The organism is Mycobacterium sp. IDUB_28 (assembly GCF_055419285.1).
Window position 1 is genome coordinate 352,225 of record NZ_JBVAXK010000005.1, and the last position, 17,152, is coordinate 369,376.

Below are 17,152 nucleotides of genomic sequence, written 5' to 3' on the forward strand. Positions count from 1 at the left end.
CGCCCGCGACCTTGACGACGACTGAACAGACGTTTAGTGTCCTGAACATGCGTTCAGTCGACTTGACCGCAGCCGCCCGGATCCGCGACGCGGCCATCGCCCAGTTCGGCGAGCACGGTTTCGGGATCGGCCTGCGCGCCATCGCCGAAGCGGCCGGAGTGAGCGCCGGCTTGGTCATTCATCACTTCGGCTCCAAGGACGGTCTGCGCAAGGCCTGTGACGACTACGTCGCCCAAGAGATCCGTGACTCGAAATCCGAGGCGATGAGGTCCAGTGATCCGGCCACGTGGCTGGGGCAGCTGGCCGAGATCGAGTCTTATGCACCATTGATGGCTTATCTGGTACGCAGCATGCAGTCCGGTGGTGAGCTGGCGAAGATGTTGTGGCGAAACATGATTGACAACACCGCGGCCTACCTTGAAGAGGGTGTGCAGATCGGCACCATCAAACCGAGCCGCGATCCACAGGCCCGCGCCAAATACCTGAGTATCACCGGCGGCGGCGGATTCCTGCTGTATCTGCAAATGCACGACACACCCACCGATCTGCGCAAAGTTCTGCGCGACTACGCCGAGGACATGGTGCTGCCCGCCCTCGAGATCTATTCCGAGGGCCTGCTGACCGACCACACCATGTATGACGCGTTTCTGGCCAACGAGAAAGGAGATTCCGATGTCAGCTGACCACCCGGCACCCATCGACATTCGCGGCCTCACCAAGAAATTCGGCAACGTCCGCGCACTCGACGGTCTGGACCTGTGTGTCCGCCAAGGTGAAGTGCACGGCTTCCTGGGCCCCAACGGCGCCGGCAAGTCGACCACCATCCGCATCCTGCTGGGCGTGGTCCGGGCCGACGGTGGCACGGTCCGACTACTGGGCGGCGATCCCTGGACCGATTCCGTTCAACTGCACCGCCAAATCGCCTATGTGCCAGGCGATGTCACGCTGTGGCCGGCCTTGACCGGAGGCGAGACCATCGACCTGCTCGCTCGCATGCGCGGTGGCATCGACCAACAGATGCGCGCCGAACTGATCGAGCGGTTCGAGTTCGACCCGCACAAGAAGGTGCGGGCCTACTCCAAAGGCAACCGGCAGAAGGTATCCCTGATCTCGGCGTTCTCGTCGCGTGCCGAACTGCTGCTGCTCGACGAACCCACCAGTGGGCTGGACCCTTTGATGGAGAACGTCTTTCAGCAGTGTGTCGCTGAGGCACGCGACCGCGGCGTGACGGTGCTGCTGTCCAGCCACATCCTGGCCGAGACCGAGGCACTGTGCGAACGGGTCACCATCATCCAGTCCGGCCGGACCGTCGAGAGCGGATCGCTGGAAGCCATGCGGCACCTCAGCCGCACTTCGATCAAGGCCGAACTGAGCCGCGACCCGGGCGATCTCACCCGCATCAAGGGAGTCGAAGACGTCAGCATCGAAGGCAACACGCTACGGGCCCAGGTAGACAGCGAAAGCCTGGGCGAGCTGATCCGGGTGCTCGGTGACGCCGGGGTGCGCAGCCTCATCAGCCAACCCCCCTCGCTCGAGGAATTGTTCCTGCGCCACTACCGCACCACCGGGGGCCGGCACGAACGCACGGAGGTGCCGGCCCGATGAGTACTGCCGTCCTGCAACGTCCCGCACCTGCCGCGCGGCGCAGCACGAACTTCACCGGGACCCTGAAACTGTTGCGGCTCTACCTGCGTCGAGACCGGATCGTGCTGCCGCTCTGGGTATTTCTGCTGTCGGCTCCGCTGGGCAGCGTATACATCGGCAGCATCGAAAAGGTCTATCCCACCGCAGCAGAGCGGGCTGCCTTCGCGGCGTCGATCACGGCCAGTCCCGCCCAGCGCGCGCTCTACGGTCCGATCTACGACGACGGCCTCGGCGCCGTCGGCATCTGGAAAGCCGGCATATTCCACGTTCTGATCGCGGTGGCGGTCATCCTCACCGTGATCCGGCACACCCGCGCCGACGAGGAATCCGGGCGCGCCGAGCTCATCGACTCCACCGCGGTGGGCCGCTACGCCAACCTCACCGCCGCATTGCTGTTGTCGTTCGGCGCGTCGCTGGCCACCGGTGTGATCGGCGCGGCCAGCCTGCTCGCCACCGACGTCGACCCGGCCGGGTCGGTAGCCTTCTGCGCGGCGCTGGCCGCCTCGGGCCTGGTCTTCACCGCGGTCGCCGCGGTCGCCGCGCAGCTGTCCCCGAGTGCCCGGGCGGCCCGCGGCTTCGCGTTGGCGGCGCTGGGTGCCGCGTTCACCCTGCGGGCGGTCGGCGACGCGGGTTCCGGTGCGCTGTCCTGGCTTTCGCCGTTGGGGTGGTCACTGCAGATCCGGCCGTATGCAGGCGATCGCTGGTGGGTGCTGCTGCTGCACTTGGCGGCGACCGCGCTGCTGACCGGCGTGGCTTATCGATTGCTGGCCGGCCGCGATGTCGGCGCCGGTTTGATCGCCGAACGCGCCGGACCCGGCACGGCACCGGCCACGTTGGGCAACGCGTTCGGGCTGGCCTGGCGCCTGGACCGCGGCGCGCTGCTGGTGTGGACGGCGGGACTGTCGCTGTACGGCCTGTTGATCGGCAGTGTGACGCACGGGATCGGCGACGAACTCGGCGGCGGCGCCACCGCACGCGACATCGTGGTGCGCATGGGCGGTACCAGTGCCCTGGAGCAGGCCTTCATCGGGATCGGTTTCGTGATGCTCGGCATGGTGGCGGCCGCGTTCGCCATCTCGCTGTCGCTGCGACTGCACCAGGAAGAAGCCAGCCAGCGCGCCGAGACGGTGTTGGCCGGGTCGGTGTCGCGGACCCGACTGTTGGCCAGCCACCTGGTGCTCGCACTGGCCGGATCGGCGTTCGCCATGTTGTTGGCCGGTGTGACAGCCGGACTCGCTTACGGCCAGGCGGCCGGTGACGTGGCCGGCAAGCTGCCCGCGGTGATCGGCACCGCGGCTGTGCAGCTGCCTGCGGTGTGGCTGCTGGCAGCGGTCACCGTCGTCTTGTTTGGGTTGGTACCGCGGTTCACCCCGGCCGCATGGGGCGTGCTGGTCGGGTTCGTCGCGGTGTATCTGCTCGGTTCGCTGTCCGGGTCGCCGCAGTGGTTGCTCGATCTGGAGCCGTTCGCGCACACCCCCCGGGTCGGCGGCTCAGACTTCACCGCGGTGCCCCTGCTGTGCCTGCTGGCCCTTGACGGAGTGCTGATCACGGTGGGAGTCATAGCTTTTCGACGGCGAGACATCCGGCCGTGAACACCGCGGCGCGGCTCATATCATCCTCGGCGCTCGGTTTGATCGCCTTCGGCGCCATGCTGTTCATCCCGGCCGGCACGTTCCACTATTGGCAGGCGTGGGTTTTCCTCGCGGTGTTCGCCGTCGCGTCGCTGGGGCCCACCAGCTATCTGGCCCGCACCAATCCGGCTGCCCTGCAGCGACGTCTGCGCGTCGGCCCGGGAGCCGAAACCCGGACGATCCAGAAATTCGTCATTGCCGGCATCTTCGTCGGGTTCGGCGGGACCCTGGTGGTCAGCGCGCTCGATCAGCGGTTCGGCTGGTCGTCGGTGCCGACGGTGGTTGCGCTGACCGGTGACGTGCTGGTCGCGGTCGGTCTGGGCATCGCCATGCTGACTGTCGTCCAGAACAACTACGCCGCGTCGACCGTCACGGTAGAGGCGGACCAGTCGGTGGTCACCAACGGCCTCTACGGCGTGGTGCGGCACCCCATGTACGTCGGGAACCTCGTGCTGATGGTGGCCATACCGCTGGCGCTCGGCTCCCTCTGGGGCCTGCTGTTCATGGTCCCGAATACGCTGCTGCTGGTGATACGCATCCTCGACGAGGAGCGGGCTCTGACAGCGCAGCTACCCGGGTACCGCGAGTACACCCAGCTGGTGCGATACCGGCTGGTTCCGCACCTCTGGTAGCGGGCCTAAGGTTGCGGACGTGACCCCGCAACCGGCACCCGCGCTGGACCGTCCGTGGCGTCGCCCGGGGGCGCTGCGCTATGCCCGCGACAAGCTTCGCGGCATGGCCAAACCCCCTGTCACCGTCACCGACCCGCCGTCGGACCTCGTCGTGGACCGGGACGTCGAGGTACCCACCCGCGACGGAACGGTGTTGCGCATCAACGTCTTCCGCACCCAGGCCGGGCCGCGTCCGGTCATCCTCAGCATCCACCCCTACGGCAAGGACAAGCTGCCGACCAAACGGCGCAAGCGGTGGACCTTCTCGCCGCAGTACCGGCTGCTGCGGCAAACCAAGCCGGTGAGCTTCTCGGCTTACACCAGTTGGGAGGCACCGGATCCGGCGTGGTGGACCGCTCGCGGTTTCGTCGTCGTCAACGCCGATAGCCGCGGGTGCGGCCATTCCGAGGGCACCGGCAGGTTGCTGTCGCGGCAGGAGGCCGAGGACACCTACGACGTGGTGCAGTGGCTGGCCGGACAACCGTGGAGTGACGGCCGCGTGGTCATGCTCGGTGTCTCCTACCTGGCGATCAGCCAGTTCGCGGTGGCCGCGCTGCAGCCACCGGCACTACGCGCGATCTGCCCGTGGGAAGGGTTCACCGACGCCTACCGCGACCTATTGTTCCCCGGCGGAATACGCGAGTCGGGCTTCACCCGGTTGTGGTCACGCCAGGTGCAGCGCGCGACTCGTCAAACCTATGACCTGACCCGGATGCAGGACGAGCACCCGTTGCGCGACGAGTTCTGGCGCTCACTGGTACCCGATCTGTCGGCCATCACGGTCCCCATGCTGATCTGCGGCAGTTTCTCGGACAACAACCTGCACAGCCGGGGCTCCATCCGGGCGTTCACCCGGGCCGGGTCGCAGCACGCGCGGCTCTACACGCATCGTGGTGGCAAGTGGGCGGAGTTCTACTCCGCCGAAGTGCGCGCCGAACAGCTGAAGTTCTTCCGCGACGTGTTGGACGGTGCGCCGCCGACCCGCAGCGTGCGCCTCGAGGTACGCGAAGATCGTGACACCATCGCCGCGGTGCGTGAGGAAACCGAGTGGCCGCTGACCCGCACCCGTTGGCGGACACTGTATCTCGCGGGCGCTGGTCAGCTGTCAGCTGAGCCGCCGCGAGCGGCAGGCAGCGTCACCTTCGAAAGTGGTTCTCGTGCCGCACTGTTCACGTGGACCGCGCCGACAGACACCGAGCTGACCGGCCCGATGGCGCTGCGGCTGTGGATTCAGCTGGACGGGTGTGCTGATGCGAATCTGTTTGTCGGAGTCGAGAAATGGCGCGATGGTCGGTATGTCGGATTCGAGGGGTCCTACGGATACGGCCGCGACCGGGTCACGACCGGGTGGCAGCGGGCCTCGCTGCGCAGGCTGGATCCCGCGCTGTCCCTGCCGTGGGAACCCGTGCCAGCATGCGATCAGCCGGAACCGATTCCGGCCGGTGCGGTGATCCCGGTGGATGTGGCACTGGGGCCGTCGGCCACGCTGTTCCGCGCCGGCGAACAGCTGCGACTGGTGGTGGCCGGGCGGTGGCTGTGCCCGCGCAATCCGCTGACCGGTCAGTTCCCGGCGGCCTATCCCGGCCCGCCGCGTGGCCTGGTGACGTTGCGCTGGGGGCCGCGCTACGACGCGCACCTGCTGATCCCGGAAATCCCCTGAGCAGGGGTCAGACCCAGACTCCCTTGCCGACGGCAACCACCCCGCCGGAACTGATCGCGAATCGCTCCCGATCCCTGTCCAGATCGACGCCCACCATCTCACCGGGCCCGACGACCACGTTCTTGTCCAGGATCGCGTGGCGTACCACCGCGCCGCGCCCGACGCGCGCCCCCGGCATGATCACGCTGCCCTCCACGATCGCGCCGTCCTCGACCACGACGTTGGAGGACAATACCGAATTGCGTACCGAGGCCGCCGAAATGATGCTGCCCGCTCCCACCACCGACTCCTGGGCTGAGCCGCCGTTGACGAATTTGGCCGGCGCCAGGTTTTCCGAGGCGCCGAGGATCGGCCAGCGCCTGTTGTACAGGTTGAACACCGGATGCACCGACACCAGATCCATGTGCGCGTCGTAGAACGCGTCGAGGGTTCCCACGTCCCGCCAGTAACCCCGGTCCCGGTCGGTGGCGCCCGGCACGTCGTTGTCTTTGAAGTCATAGACCGCGGCCATGCCGTCGGCCACCAACCGCGGAATGATGTCGCCGCCCATGTCGTGATCGGAATGGTCGTCGTCGGCATCGGCACGGATCGCGTCGATCAACACCTTGGTGGTGAAGATGTAGTTGCCCATCGACACGAAGGTGGCGTCCGGATCGTCCGGGGTGCCGGGCGGGTCCATCGGCTTCTCGACGAAATTGCGGATCCGGCCGGATTCGTCGGCGTCGATGCAGCCGAACGCGCTGGCCTCGGCTCGCGGCACCCGGATGCCGGCCACCGTGGCGCCGGCGCCGCTGTCGACGTGGAAGCGCACCATTTGCTCGGGGTCCATCCGGTACACGTGGTCGGCGCCGAAAACCACGATGTAGTCCGGATCTTCGTCGTAAATCAGGTTCAGCGACTGATAGATCGCGTCGGCCGAACCGGTGTACCAGCGCGGTCCGAGGCGCTGCTGGGCCGGGACCGGGGTGATGTACTCGCCGGCCAGACCGGACAACCGCCAGTTCTGCGAGATGTGCCGGTCCAGTGAATGCGACTTGTACTGCGTGAGAACGCAGATCCTCAGGTAGCGCGCGTTGACGAGGTTGGAGAGGACGAAGTCGATCAGCCGGTAGCCGCCGCCGAAGGGGACTGCAGGCTTGGCGCGGTCGGCCGTCAAAGGGTACAGGCGTTTGCCTTCACCGCCGGCCAGCACGATGCCCAGCACCTGTGGCGATTCCCTCATGCGCTTCAACCTATCGGCACCTGCGGACCCCTGCCACCGATCCCTCGCTCGCCCGAGAGCTCGACGACCGGATAGGTCAAGGATATTCGGCTCGCCGGCCGGCTCCACAGCAGCCCGCCATCCGCGCTCCGCCGCGCCCGAACTACGGTGCGGGTATGCGGGTGGCGATGATGACTCGGGAATACCCTCCGGAGGTCTACGGCGGTGCCGGAGTGCATGTCACCGAGTTGGTATCCCAACTGCGCAAGTTGTGCGCGGTCGACGTGCATTGCATGGGCGCGGAGCGTCCCGATGCCACCGCCCACCAGCCCGATCCGCGGCTGCGCACCGCCAACGCCGCGCTGTCCACCCTGTCGGCAGACCTGGTGATGGCTAACGCTGTCAGCGCGGCCGCCGTGGTGCATTCGCACACCTGGTACACCGGGTTGGCCGGACATCTGGCCAAACTGCTCTACGGCATCCCGCACGTGCTGACCGCGCATTCGCTCGAGCCGATGCGGCCGTGGAAGGCCGAACAGCTCGGCGGTGGCTACCAGGTGTCGTCCTGGGTGGAGAACACCGCGGTGCTGGCCGCCGACGCGGTCATCGCCGTCAGTTCCGGGATGTGCGACGACATCCTGCGCGTCTACCCGACGCTGGATCCCAACCTCGTGCACGTAATCCGCAACGGCGTCGACACCGAGGTCTGGTATCCCAGCGGACCGGTCCTCGCCGGCTCGGTGTTGCCAGAACTCGGTGTTGACATGCAACGACCCATCGTGGCCTTCGTCGGACGGATCACCCGGCAGAAAGGTGTCCCGCACCTGGTGGCGGCCGCGCACCAGTTCAGCCCGGAGGTCCAGGTGGTGTTGTGTGCCGGCGCGCCCGACACCCCGGAGATCGCCGAAGAGGTGCGGTCGGCGGTGACCGACCTGCAGCGCAGCCGCGCCGGGGTGTTCTGGATACGGGACATGTTGCCCCAGCACAAGTTGCGCGAAATACTCTCGGCTGCATCAGTTTTCGTGTGCCCGTCGATTTACGAGCCGTTGGGCATCGTGAATCTGGAGGCAATGGCCTGCGCGACGGCGGTGGTGGCGTCCGACGTGGGCGGGATCCCCGAAGTCGTCGCCGACGGCGTCACCGGCTCCCTGGTGCACTACGACGCCGACTACCCCGACGCCTACGAGGCGCGTCTGGCCGAGGCGGTCAATGCATTGATCGCGGATCCCGAGAGGGCCGAACAGTACGGCCACGCCGGGCGTCAGCGCTGTATCGAAGAGTTTTCCTGGTCACACATCGCCGAGCAGACCCTGGACATCTACCGCAAGCTGTGTGATTAGCGCAGCCGGCCGGCACGCTGACTCAGCTGGTGACGCCCTTGAGTTCGTCGCCCAGCGCGGCGGCTTCGTCGGGTGTCAGCTCGACAACCAGCCGGCCACCGCCTTCAAGTGGTACCCGCATCACGATGCCGCGCCCCTCTTTAGTCGCTTCGAGTGGACCGTCGCCGGTCCGGGGCTTCATCGCCGCCATCGAGTGCTCCCTCCAGATTCGATCTGGCCCGCACCCGCGGACCTGGTCGGCGCCGAGCATGCCCCGACAGTGAATTTCCAGCCATACCCGACATTGAACTGACAAATCACCACTCTATTGTTCCCTATCGCGGTGACCACGTGCACAAAGGCCCACTTCTGGCGGCAACGGTGGTTGTCAATCCGCGTTGGGCGGCACCCAGCAGGTGCCGATGTGGTCGTCCACCATGCCGGTCGCCTGCATCAGCGCGTAGGCGGTGGTGGGCCCGACGAAGCGGAACCCGCGGCGTTTGAGCTCGCGCGCCATCGCCTTTGATTCGGCACTGGTTGAAGGTATTTCAGCAAGGTCGGTGAACCGGGGACGGGCGGCCGGCGCGAACGACCACAGCAGCTCGGACAGGTCCTGCGGCGATCCGAGTTCGAGGGCGGCGCGTGCGTTGCCGACGGTCGCCTCGATCTTGGCCCGGTTGCGCACGATCGTCGGGTCGGTCAGCAGGCGCTGTACGTCGGCCTCGGTGAAACGGGAGATCTTCGCGACGTCGAACCCGACGAAGGCGCGGCGGAAGTCGGCCCGTTTACGCAGGATGATCAGCCACGAGAGGCCGCTCTGGAAAGCTTCCAGGCTCATCCGTTCGAACAGCGCCGTGCCGTCGGTGAGCCGCCGGCCCCACTCGTAGTCGTGGTAGTCGCGGTACAACTCGGCGTCCGGCCCCGGCGGCAGTTCCGCCCAGCCGCAGCGAACCCGGCCGTCGCTCACGGGCGGGTCACGTCGGCCCGGAACGATCCGACCCGACGGCGTCCGCGTCGGTCAGGTCGACCACCCCGGCCCCGGTCTCGGCGCTGGAGGCCTGCAGGGCGGCGACCTGAGCGCGCAAGGTGTCCAGTTCCCGGCCGAGGCGCTCCAGCACCCAGTCCACCTCGCTGGTCTTGTAACCGCGCAGCACCTGGGTGAATTTGACCGCATCGACGTCGGCGCCGGTGACACCGAACGCCGGCAGGACGGTCGCTGTGGTGGCCCGCGGCAGGGGCGGCAATGGCTCGCCGCGGCCGAACAGCAGGCTTGCCGCGCCGAACAACACGATCGCCACCAGGATCAGGACCACCAGGTAGAGCAACACCAACGCCACGGGACTGATCTTGCCCTATGACCTGACCCGGGACCGACAGCCGTTCAGCGCGGCCGGAACACGTTCATCGGCGGCCGATCGGCCAGCGACACCGGCCAGGTGTGTTGGGTGTAGCCGTCCCCGACCGGGAAGAACTGCGTCAGGCCGACGCCGGAGTCGGGAATCCCGCACCGCGACAGCAGGGTGGCGATCACCTGACGGCTCATCGCGCCCAACTCCTCGATCGGACGGTTGCGGTGCTGCCGCACACCCAGGTTGACCTGCGCGATCGCGTCCAGGCCCAGCCGGTCGAAGGTGTCCACCAGCAGGCCGATCTCCACGCCGTAACCCGGGGCGAACGGCAGCGCGGTGAGGAGCTCACGGCTGGCCGCGTATTCCCCGCCCAGTGGTTGCAGCACGCAGCCCAGCTCGGGCCGCAGTGCGGCGAGCAGCGGTCGGGCCACGAGTTCGGTGACGCGCCCGCCGCCGGTGGCATTGCCGCCGGTCAGCGGTCGCCGGTAGAAGCCCTTGACCAGTGCGATGTCCTGGCCGGTGAGCAGCGGGCCGACCAGGTACGGCACGAACATCGGGTGCGGGTTGACCAGGTCGGAATCGATGAACACCACGATGTCGCCGCTGGTGGCGGCCAGCGAGCGCCACAGCGCCTCCCCTTTGCCGGGGCGGGCGGGCAGCTCGGGCAGCGCCTGCTCGCGGCTGACCACGCGGGCGCCGGCGGCGATGGCGCGGATCTCGGTGTCGTCGGTGGACCCCGAATCCAGCACGATCAGCTCGTCGACCAACCCGTCGACCAGCGGGGAGATGCTGTCGATCACCGATCCGATGGAGTCTTCTTCGTTGAGGGCCGGCAGCACCACCGAGATCGTCCGCCCGGCCTTGGCGGCAACCAGCTCGCCGACCGTCCAGCGCGGCAGGTTCCAGCTGCGGTCGGCCAGCCAGGCGTCCCCGGGTTGCGCCGAGAGCCGGGCCAGGTCCAGCTCGGAAGCCGTCATGCCAGTCCTCTCACGGTGCGCATCGGCGCGCGCGTCCCCTGGATGGAGGCCACCATCTCCAGTACCCGCCGGGTGGCCGCGACCTGGTGCACCCGGAACATGCGCGCTCCGGCGGCCGCCGCGAGCGCGGTAGCCGCCAGCGTGCCCTCGAGCCGTTCGGTCACGTCCACACCCAGAGTCTCCCCGACGAAGTCCTTGTTGCTCAACGCCATCAGCACCGGCCACCCGGTCTCGACGAGTTCGGCCACGTGCCGCAACAGGATCAGGCCGTGGAACGTGTTCTTGCCGAAATCGTGGGTGGGGTCGATCAGCACCCGGTCACGGGCCACTCCGACCGCAACGGCCCGCTCAGCGGCGGCGGTGACCTGGCGAATCACGTCGTCCACCACCCCGCGGGTAGTCGTACCGTAACTCACCCGGAAGGGTCGCGTCCTGGGCAGCGCACCGCCGGTGTGCGAGCACACCAGGCCGACGCCGAATTCGGCGGCCACCTCGGGCAGGCCCGCGTCGCTGCCCGCCCAGGTGTCGTTGATGATGTCCGCGCCGGCCGCACACGCCAGCCGGGCCACCTCGGGGCGCCAGGTGTCGACGCTGATCAGCTGGTCGGGATAGGCGCCGCGCAGCCATTCGACGAACGGCACCAGTCGGGCGATCTCGGTGTCGGGGTCGACCATCTCCCCCGGTCCGGCCTTGACCCCGCCGACATCGATGACGTCGGCACCCTCGGTGATCGCCCGGTGCACGGCGTCGCGGGCAGCCTCCTCGGCGAAGGTCGCGCCCTGGTCGAAGAACGAGTCCGGGGTGCGGTTGACGATCGCCATGATCAGCGCGCGATCAGCCGCGACGGGGCGACCGCAGAAGGTTGACGACACGACTCCATGGTGCCCGGTCACCGGCGTTGACTCTGCGCTCAGGGCACGGTCTACTCGCACTTCCCCGCCCCAGACGCAGAGTCGCCGGGGGTGCGGGTCAGCCCTGCGGGCGCTTCCCCGCCGCAACCTCGCCCGGGTAGTCCTCGTAGTACTCGACATAACCCTCTTTGCGCCCGGCCAGCACGTACAGCGGGTCCTCGATATCGGAGCCGTAGGCCTGTTTGCGTAGTTCCACCTTGCGGCTCTTGAACGTGGTGGTGTGCTCCAGCGACTCCACCAACCGCACGAACAACGGCAACGCATAGGCCGGCAACTTGTCATACACCGCCCCGGCCAACGATTTCCCGTCGAAATCCTTGCCGTCGCGCAGCTTGACCGCGGCCATCCCGGCACGCCCGCCGGTATCGGGCACCTCGACGCCGAAGACAGTGCACTCCTCGACGTTCTTGTCCGACGCCACCGCCGCCTCGACCTGTGTGGTCGCCACGTTCTCGCCTTTCCAGCGGAACGTGTCGCCCAGCCGGTCGACGAACGCCGCGTGGAACATGCCCTGCGGCCGCATCACGTCGCCGGTGTTGAAGTACGTGTCGCCCTCTTTGAACGCGTTGCGCACCAGCTTCTTCTCGGTGGCTTCCTTGTCGGTGTAGCCGTCGAACGGCTGCAGCCGGTTGACCGGGCTGAGCAGCAACCCGGGCTCGCCGGCGGGCACCCGACGCACCCGCCCGTTGTCGTCGCGCACCGGCTCGCCAGTGTCCGGGTCGTATTCGACGTAGGCCAGCGGCATCGGCGAAATACCGGTGGTGCGGGGCATATTGAAGAAGTTGATGAACGCGGTGGTTCCTTCGCTGGCGGCGTAGAACTCACACACCCGCTCGATGCCGAAGCGCTTGGTGAATTCGTCCCAGATGTCCGGGCGCAGCCCGTTGCCGGCGATGACGCGGACCTTGTGCTGGCGGTCGGTGGGCTTTTCCGGCTGGTTGAGCAGGTAGCGGCACACCTCGCCGATGTAGATGAACGCGGTGGCGTCGTAGGCGATCACCTCGTCCCAGAAGCGGGACGCCGAGAACGACTTGCCCAGCGCCAGGGTCGCCCCCGAGTTGATCACCGACGACACCGCGACCGTCAGCGCGTTGTTGTGGTAGAGCGGCAGGCAGCTGTACAGAGTGTCGGAGGCCTTCAACCGCAACCCCAGCCCGCCGAACGCGCCGAGGGCCTTGAGCCACCGGTAATGCGTCATCACGCTGGCCTTCGGGTAGCCGGTGGTGCCCGAAGTGAAGATGTAGAACGCGGTGTCGCGGGCCCGCACCGACGACGCCGCGGCCGGGTTGGTCGCGGGCGCGGTGGTGGCGAAGCGCTCCAGGTCTTCGATGGTCAGCACCTCACCGGCCGAACCGCCGGACTCACTGACCGCACTGACCAGGTCGGATTCGGCAATGAGCACCTTGGCGTCGAGCAGGCCCAGGCTGTGCGACAGCACGTCGCCACGCTGGTGGTAGTTGAGCATGCCGGCGACCGCGCCCAACTTCACCACCGCCAGCATCGTGAGCACCGCGTTGGGCGAATTGCGCAGCATCACACCGACCACATCACCCGGGCCCACACCTCGCGCGGCCAGCACGGCGGCGTAGCGGTTGGCGGTCGCGTTGGCCTCGCGGTAGGTCAACTGCTGATCGCCGAACTTCAGGAAAACCCGGTCGGCGTAGCGGGCCGCGCGCTCCTGGAACACCGCGCCGATCGAGGTCTTCGAACTCGGCCGCGGCAGCAGGCCGGTCTTCACCGCGCGCAGGATCGAGGGCGTGTCGGCCACCAGAGCGGGCAGCCGAAGAGCGATATCGGTCAGTTTGACGCGTGTGTGTGACTCGTGCTCGGCCACGTGGTCCCTCGATTCCCTAGCAAGCCCGCTGATACCCAATACATACAGCCCGGCCCGGCCGGGCTGTCACGCTGGTGCGCACGCCTGCAGCGCATCGCCGACCTTATCGACCACCACCAGCCGGTCGACCGCTGCCTGCGAGATGTAACCGCTGTCGAGCAAACCGAAGATCCAGGCGCGCACCCCGTCGTAATGCCCCCACGGGTCCAGGATCACGATGGGCTTGTCGTGCACCCCCAGATATCCCTCGGTCCACGCGCTCAGCAATTCGTCCAGGGTGCCGACACCGCCGGGCAGCGCGATGAACGCATCTGCCCGTTGCTCCATCACCTGCTTCCGTTCGCTGAGGGTGTCGGTGACAATCAGCTCGTCGGCCTGCTGGTCGGCCAGTTCACGGTCCAGCAGCATGGTCGGGATCACCCCGACGGTCCAGCCGCCGGCGGCCCGCGCCGCGGCGGCCACCGCGCCCATCGCCGACACGTGGCCGCCGCCCCACACCAGCGTCCAGCCCTGCTGCGCTATCCCCTGACCCAGCGCGGCGGCGAGTTCGAGCAACTCCGGGTGCGTCGGCGTGGCAGCGCAGTAGACGGCCACCGCCCGCCGGCCGCCGTCGCTGTTGTCTGAGGGCATCACCGCAACGTAGACCAACTGCGCAGTTGCCATAAAGTCGAACAGTGCCGATCCGCTGGAACGTCCCGCAACACACCGAGGCGCTGGAGCGGCTGCACGGCGCGTTGCGGGAATCCGGGGGCGGGATCGTGGTCGGACCCGACGGCGTCGGCAAGTCGACGCTGGCCCGACTGGCCGCCGAACGCTGCTGCGCCGAGCACCCGAACACCGTCACCCGCTGGGTCATCGGGACCCCCACCGAGCAGGTGGTGCCCTTCGGCGCCTTCGGACATCTGATCGAATTCGCCGACATCGGGAAACCGGCCGCACTGTTGCGGGCCGCCCGGACGTCGCTGACCCGGGCCGCCCAGGAGAGCGATCTGCTGCTCGTCGTCGACGAGGCCCACGACCTGGACATCCTGTCGGCGACCCTGGTCTACCAGCTCGCCCGCGCCGGCACCGCCCGGATGATCGTCACCGCGCGGGCGGACGCGGCACCGGCCGCCATCGCCGCGTTGTGGACGGACGGCCTGCTGGACCGCATCGACATCGCTCCGCCGGGTGGGCTGACCACCGCGGCGGAGGTCGACGAATTCCTCGCCGAGCTGCCGGCGCCGGCCCGTTCGGTGCTGGACTACCTGGCCCTGGTCGAGCCGCTGACGTTGGCCGATCTCGCCGTGCTGGCCGGCGAGGGCGCGGTCGAGGAGGCAACGGACCTCGGCGCCGCCGAGACCCGGGTACGCAATGACGACGAGCCGGTCGCCTACATCGCCCATCCGCTGTTCGGCGAGCGCGTCCGGGCGACCTCGGGTGGCGACGTGCTGCGACGACGGCGCACCGAGCTGGTCGAGTTGCTCTCCGGACACCCGTGCGAGCACCCCAGCGACCGGTTGCGGCTGGCGTCGCTGGCGCTGGACTGCGACGCGTTGCAGCCGGTCGCCGAGGTGGTCGCCGCCGCGCAAGAGGCGCTGCGGCTCGGCGATCTGTGGCTTGCCGAACGGTTGGCGCGCGCCGCGCTGGACCGATCGGGCGGGCTGGATGCCCGGCTGGTGCTGGGCCAGGCACTGGCCTGGCAGGGACGCGGCCGTGACGCGGGCCAGGTGCTGGCGGCGGTTCAGCCTGCCGACTTGTCCGAAGCCGATCTGATGGCCTGGGCGGTGCCGCGGGCGGCCAACCAGTTCTGGATGTTGGGCGAGCCGGAGAAGGCCACCGCGTTCCTGCAGACGACCCGCAATCGGGTGACCGAGCCGGCCGCCCAGAATGTGCTGGACGGGCTGACCGCTACCTTCGCCATGAACTCGGGAAATCTGCAGCGTGCCCTCGCCGTGGCCACCGACGTGCTGGCCGCGCCGTCGGCCGGCGACATGGCGGTGGCGTGGGCCGCCAGTGCCGCCGCGTTGTCGTCGGCGCGGATGGGACGCTTCGCCGATGTCGGGGCCCTGGTCGACAAGGCAACGGCAGCAGAGCATCCCGGACTGCTGCGGTTCACCGCGGGACTGGCACAGATCACCTCGCTGCTGATGGCGGGCGAGGTCGCGCAGGCGCAGACCCTGGCTCAGCAGTTCACCGACTTCGCCGAACTGCAGCAACCGGGCCGGGCCATCGGTGAGGTGTTGATCGCCCTGGTGCTGAACGTCCGAGGTGAATTCGGTGCTGCCGCAAAGCTGTTGGAGCCCGCCGCCGCCGAGCTGGAACGTTCGGGCTACTCCTGGGGTCCGCTGTCGCTAATCTTGTTGACCACCGCCATCGCGCGCCGGGGTGACATCCCGGGGTCGGCGAAAGCGTTGCGGCGCGCGGAGAACCGGCACGGGACCAAGTCGGCGCTGTTCGCCCCCGAACTCGGTCAGGCGCGCGCGTGGACCAGGGCGACGGCGCGCGACCGGATGGGTGCGACGTCGGCGGCGCGCGACGCCGCCCGGATGGCCGAACGCGCCGGGCAGTCGGCGGTGGCGCTGCTCGCCTGGCATGACGCCGTCCGGCTCGGCGATGTCCGGGCCGTCGAGCCGGTCACCCGGCTCGCCACTGAAATCGACTGCAAGGTAGGCGAAATCGTCGTCCGGCATGCGCGCGCACTGGCCGGCCGGGACACCGCCGGCCTGCGAGCGGTGGCCGACGAATTCGCCGCGATCGGGATGGGCGCGGCAGCGGCCGACGCCGCGGCTCAGGCGCAGGGCTGAGGCCGCTGCTCAGCGCGCAACGACGCGGACCGGGCCGTCGAGTCCGCGGCAGCGAGGTGCGCCACAGCCTGCTACCGGCTCAGGTAGCGGCGCAGTATCTCTACTGACGCCGCAATGTTGGCGACGGGCACCCGCTCGTCACGCTTGTGTGCCAGATTGGGATCGCCGGGACCGTAGTTGACCGCCGGAATGCCCAGTGCCGCAAAGCGGGACACGTCGGTCCACCCGTACTTGGCCCGGACCTGTCCCCCTGCGGCCTCGACCAGAGACTTCGCCGCGGGATGCGTGAGGCCCGGAAGGGCGCCCGCCGCGGAGTCGGTCAGATCGATCTCGACGTCCAGCCCGTCCAGCACCTCGTGCACGTGGTGTAAAGCCGCTTCGGGCGAGCGGTCCGGGGCGAACCGGAAATTGATCGTGACCGCCGCCGCGTCCGGGATCACATTGCCGGCGACGCCGCCGTCGATACGCACCGCCGACAGGCCCTCGCGGTAGCCGCACCCGTCGATGTCCACGCTGCGCGCCCGATAGCCGGCCAACCGGTCCAGCACCGCACCGAGTTTGTGAATTGCGTTGTCGCCCAGCCACGATCGGGCCGAGTGCGCCCGGGTACCGGTGGCGCGGACCACCACCCGCAGGGTGCCCTGGCAGCCTGCCTCGATCCAGCCGTCGGTGGGCTCACCCAGGATGGCCACGTCGGCGGACAGCCACTCCGGCAACTCGCGCTGGATGCGGCCCAATCCGTTGGCCGCCGACTCGATTTCCTCACAGTCGTACATCACCAGGGTCAGGTCGTGCACCGGGTCGGCGAGGGTGGCCGCCAGATGCAGAAAAACCGCATCCCCGGCTTTCATGTCGGCGGTGCCGCAACCGTGCAGCTGGCCGTCCACCAGCCGGCTGGGCAGATTGTCGGCGACCGGAACGGTGTCCAGATGCCCGGCCAGCAACACCCGCGTCGGACGGCCCAGCGCCGTGCGCGCCAGTACCGCGTTGCCGCTGCGGACGATCTCGAAGCGGGGCGCCTGGGCACGCAGGGCCGCCTCCACCTCGGCGGCGATGCGCGCCTCGTCGCGCGATTCACTGGGAATGTCCACCAACGCCGCGGTCAGCGCCACCGGGTCGCCGCACAAGTCCAACACGGCACCAAGTATGCCGAGCAGTCGCAAAAGCCC

General features: G+C 68.4%; 16 protein-coding genes. 7 read left to right on the top strand and 9 right to left on the bottom strand.

Annotated elements, in window-relative coordinates; translation table 11 throughout:
• Positions 1-47 precede the first annotated feature (47 nt).
• Genes ACZYZ9_RS13295 through ACZYZ9_RS13315 form a run of 5 tightly spaced genes read left to right on the top strand, consistent with a single transcriptional unit; the run spans position 48 to position 5,606 of the window.
• Complete coding sequence (locus ACZYZ9_RS13295) at positions 48-683, top strand: TetR/AcrR family transcriptional regulator (protein ID WP_463826710.1); 636 nt, start codon at positions 48-50, stop codon at positions 681-683.
• Complete coding sequence (locus tag ACZYZ9_RS13300) at positions 673-1,605, top strand: ABC transporter ATP-binding protein (RefSeq protein WP_463826711.1); 933 nt, start codon at positions 673-675, stop codon at positions 1,603-1,605. Before ACZYZ9_RS13295 ends, ACZYZ9_RS13300 begins: the two co-directional genes overlap by 11 nt.
• Complete coding sequence (locus tag ACZYZ9_RS13305; RefSeq protein WP_463826712.1) at positions 1,602-3,236, top strand: ABC transporter permease; 1,635 nt, start codon at positions 1,602-1,604, stop codon at positions 3,234-3,236. The genes ACZYZ9_RS13300 and ACZYZ9_RS13305 overlap by 4 nt, the downstream gene beginning before the upstream one ends.
• A 56-nt stretch (positions 3,237-3,292) precedes the next feature.
• Positions 3,293-3,907, top strand: coding sequence for a methyltransferase family protein (locus ACZYZ9_RS13310; RefSeq protein ID WP_463826818.1), 615 nt, complete (start codon positions 3,293-3,295; stop codon positions 3,905-3,907).
• 43 nt (positions 3,908-3,950) lie between these two features.
• The gene (locus ACZYZ9_RS13315; protein WP_463826819.1) at positions 3,951-5,606 is read left to right on the top strand and encodes a CocE/NonD family hydrolase; all 1,656 of its coding nucleotides are present in this window, start codon (positions 3,951-3,953) and stop codon (positions 5,604-5,606) included.
• A 7-nt stretch (positions 5,607-5,613) separates the two neighbouring features.
• Here the strand turns inward: ACZYZ9_RS13315 and glgC are convergent, their stop codons facing one another.
• A complete protein-coding gene (gene glgC / locus ACZYZ9_RS13320; RefSeq protein ID WP_463826713.1) occupies positions 5,614-6,828 on the bottom strand; it encodes a glucose-1-phosphate adenylyltransferase in 1,215 nt (404 codons plus the stop codon).
• 155 nt (positions 6,829-6,983) lie between these two features.
• Here glgC and glgA point away from each other — a divergent pair, with 155 nt between their 5' ends.
• Entirely contained in the window at positions 6,984-8,147 is a 1,164-nt protein-coding gene (glgA, locus tag ACZYZ9_RS13325; RefSeq protein ID WP_463826714.1) for a glycogen synthase, read from the top strand.
• 22 nt (positions 8,148-8,169) lie between these two features.
• Here the strand turns inward: glgA and ACZYZ9_RS13330 are convergent, their stop codons facing one another.
• The 7 genes from ACZYZ9_RS13330 to ACZYZ9_RS13360 all read right to left on the bottom strand — a co-directional run bounded on the left by ACZYZ9_RS13330 (position 8,170) and on the right by ACZYZ9_RS13360 (position 13,827).
• Positions 8,170-8,337 carry a DUF3117 domain-containing protein gene (locus ACZYZ9_RS13330; protein WP_003406247.1) on the bottom strand — a complete coding sequence of 56 codons (168 nt, stop codon included), beginning with the start codon at positions 8,335-8,337 and terminating at the stop codon, positions 8,170-8,172.
• 177 nt (positions 8,338-8,514) lie between these two features.
• Positions 8,515-9,093, bottom strand: a complete 579-nt coding sequence (locus ACZYZ9_RS13335) for a DNA-3-methyladenine glycosylase I (protein WP_463826715.1) — start codon at positions 9,091-9,093, stop codon at positions 8,515-8,517.
• 7 nt (positions 9,094-9,100) lie between these two features.
• Positions 9,101-9,463: a DivIVA domain-containing protein gene (locus ACZYZ9_RS13340; RefSeq protein ID WP_463826716.1), complete on the bottom strand. Its 363-nt coding sequence runs from the start codon at positions 9,461-9,463 to the stop codon at positions 9,101-9,103.
• A gap of 44 nt (positions 9,464-9,507) precedes the next feature.
• Positions 9,508-10,452 carry a glucosyl-3-phosphoglycerate synthase gene (locus tag ACZYZ9_RS13345; RefSeq protein WP_463826717.1) on the bottom strand — a complete coding sequence of 315 codons (945 nt, stop codon included), beginning with the start codon at positions 10,450-10,452 and terminating at the stop codon, positions 9,508-9,510.
• Positions 10,449-11,324 carry a dihydropteroate synthase gene (folP, locus tag ACZYZ9_RS13350; RefSeq protein WP_463826718.1) on the bottom strand — a complete coding sequence of 292 codons (876 nt, stop codon included), beginning with the start codon at positions 11,322-11,324 and terminating at the stop codon, positions 10,449-10,451. The genes ACZYZ9_RS13345 and folP overlap by 4 nt, the downstream gene beginning before the upstream one ends.
• Positions 11,325-11,421: 97 nt before the next feature.
• Positions 11,422-13,197 carry a long-chain-acyl-CoA synthetase FadD6 gene (gene fadD6 / locus ACZYZ9_RS13355; RefSeq protein WP_463826719.1) on the bottom strand — a complete coding sequence of 592 codons (1,776 nt, stop codon included), beginning with the start codon at positions 13,195-13,197 and terminating at the stop codon, positions 11,422-11,424.
• 66 nt (positions 13,198-13,263) lie between these two features.
• A complete protein-coding gene (locus ACZYZ9_RS13360) occupies positions 13,264-13,827 on the bottom strand; it encodes a TIGR00730 family Rossman fold protein (protein WP_463826820.1) in 564 nt (187 codons plus the stop codon).
• 44 nt (positions 13,828-13,871) lie between these two features.
• On the opposite strand from ACZYZ9_RS13360, the gene ACZYZ9_RS13365 reads away from it, so the two are divergent.
• Positions 13,872-15,983, top strand: a complete 2,112-nt coding sequence (locus ACZYZ9_RS13365; RefSeq protein WP_463826720.1) for an AAA family ATPase — start codon at positions 13,872-13,874, stop codon at positions 15,981-15,983.
• A gap of 71 nt (positions 15,984-16,054) precedes the next feature.
• On the opposite strand, the gene dapE is transcribed toward ACZYZ9_RS13365, so the two are convergent.
• On the bottom strand, positions 16,055-17,119 hold the full coding sequence (gene dapE, locus ACZYZ9_RS13370; protein ID WP_463826721.1) for a succinyl-diaminopimelate desuccinylase: 1,065 nt from the start codon (positions 17,117-17,119) through the stop codon (positions 16,055-16,057).
• Positions 17,120-17,152: the final 33 nt, after the last annotated feature.

What these genes read in the sequence shown, in the direction of transcription:
- ACZYZ9_RS13305 (WP_463826712.1), top strand. Translation starts at nt 1,602, where the DNA reads ATGAGTACTGCCGTCCTGCAACGTCCCGCACCTGCCGCGCGGCGCAGC.
- ACZYZ9_RS13310 (WP_463826818.1), top strand. Translation starts at nt 3,293, where the DNA reads ATGCTGTTCATCCCGGCCGGCACGTTCCACTATTGGCAGGCGTGGGTT.
- glgC (WP_463826713.1), bottom strand. Translation starts at nt 6,828, where the DNA reads ATGAGGGAATCGCCACAGGTGCTGGGCATCGTGCTGGCCGGCGGTGAA.
- ACZYZ9_RS13300 (WP_463826711.1), top strand. Translation starts at nt 673, where the DNA reads ATGTCAGCTGACCACCCGGCACCCATCGACATTCGCGGCCTCACCAAG.
- ACZYZ9_RS13360 (WP_463826820.1), bottom strand. Translation starts at nt 13,827, where the DNA reads ATGCCCTCAGACAACAGCGACGGCGGCCGGCGGGCGGTGGCCGTCTAC.
- ACZYZ9_RS13295 (WP_463826710.1), top strand. Translation starts at nt 48, where the DNA reads ATGCGTTCAGTCGACTTGACCGCAGCCGCCCGGATCCGCGACGCGGCC.
- glgA (WP_463826714.1), top strand. Translation starts at nt 6,984, where the DNA reads ATGCGGGTGGCGATGATGACTCGGGAATACCCTCCGGAGGTCTACGGC.
- ACZYZ9_RS13330 (WP_003406247.1), bottom strand. Translation starts at nt 8,337, where the DNA reads ATGGCGGCGATGAAGCCCCGGACCGGCGACGGTCCACTCGAAGCGACT.
- ACZYZ9_RS13345 (WP_463826717.1), bottom strand. Translation starts at nt 10,452, where the DNA reads ATGACGGCTTCCGAGCTGGACCTGGCCCGGCTCTCGGCGCAACCCGGG.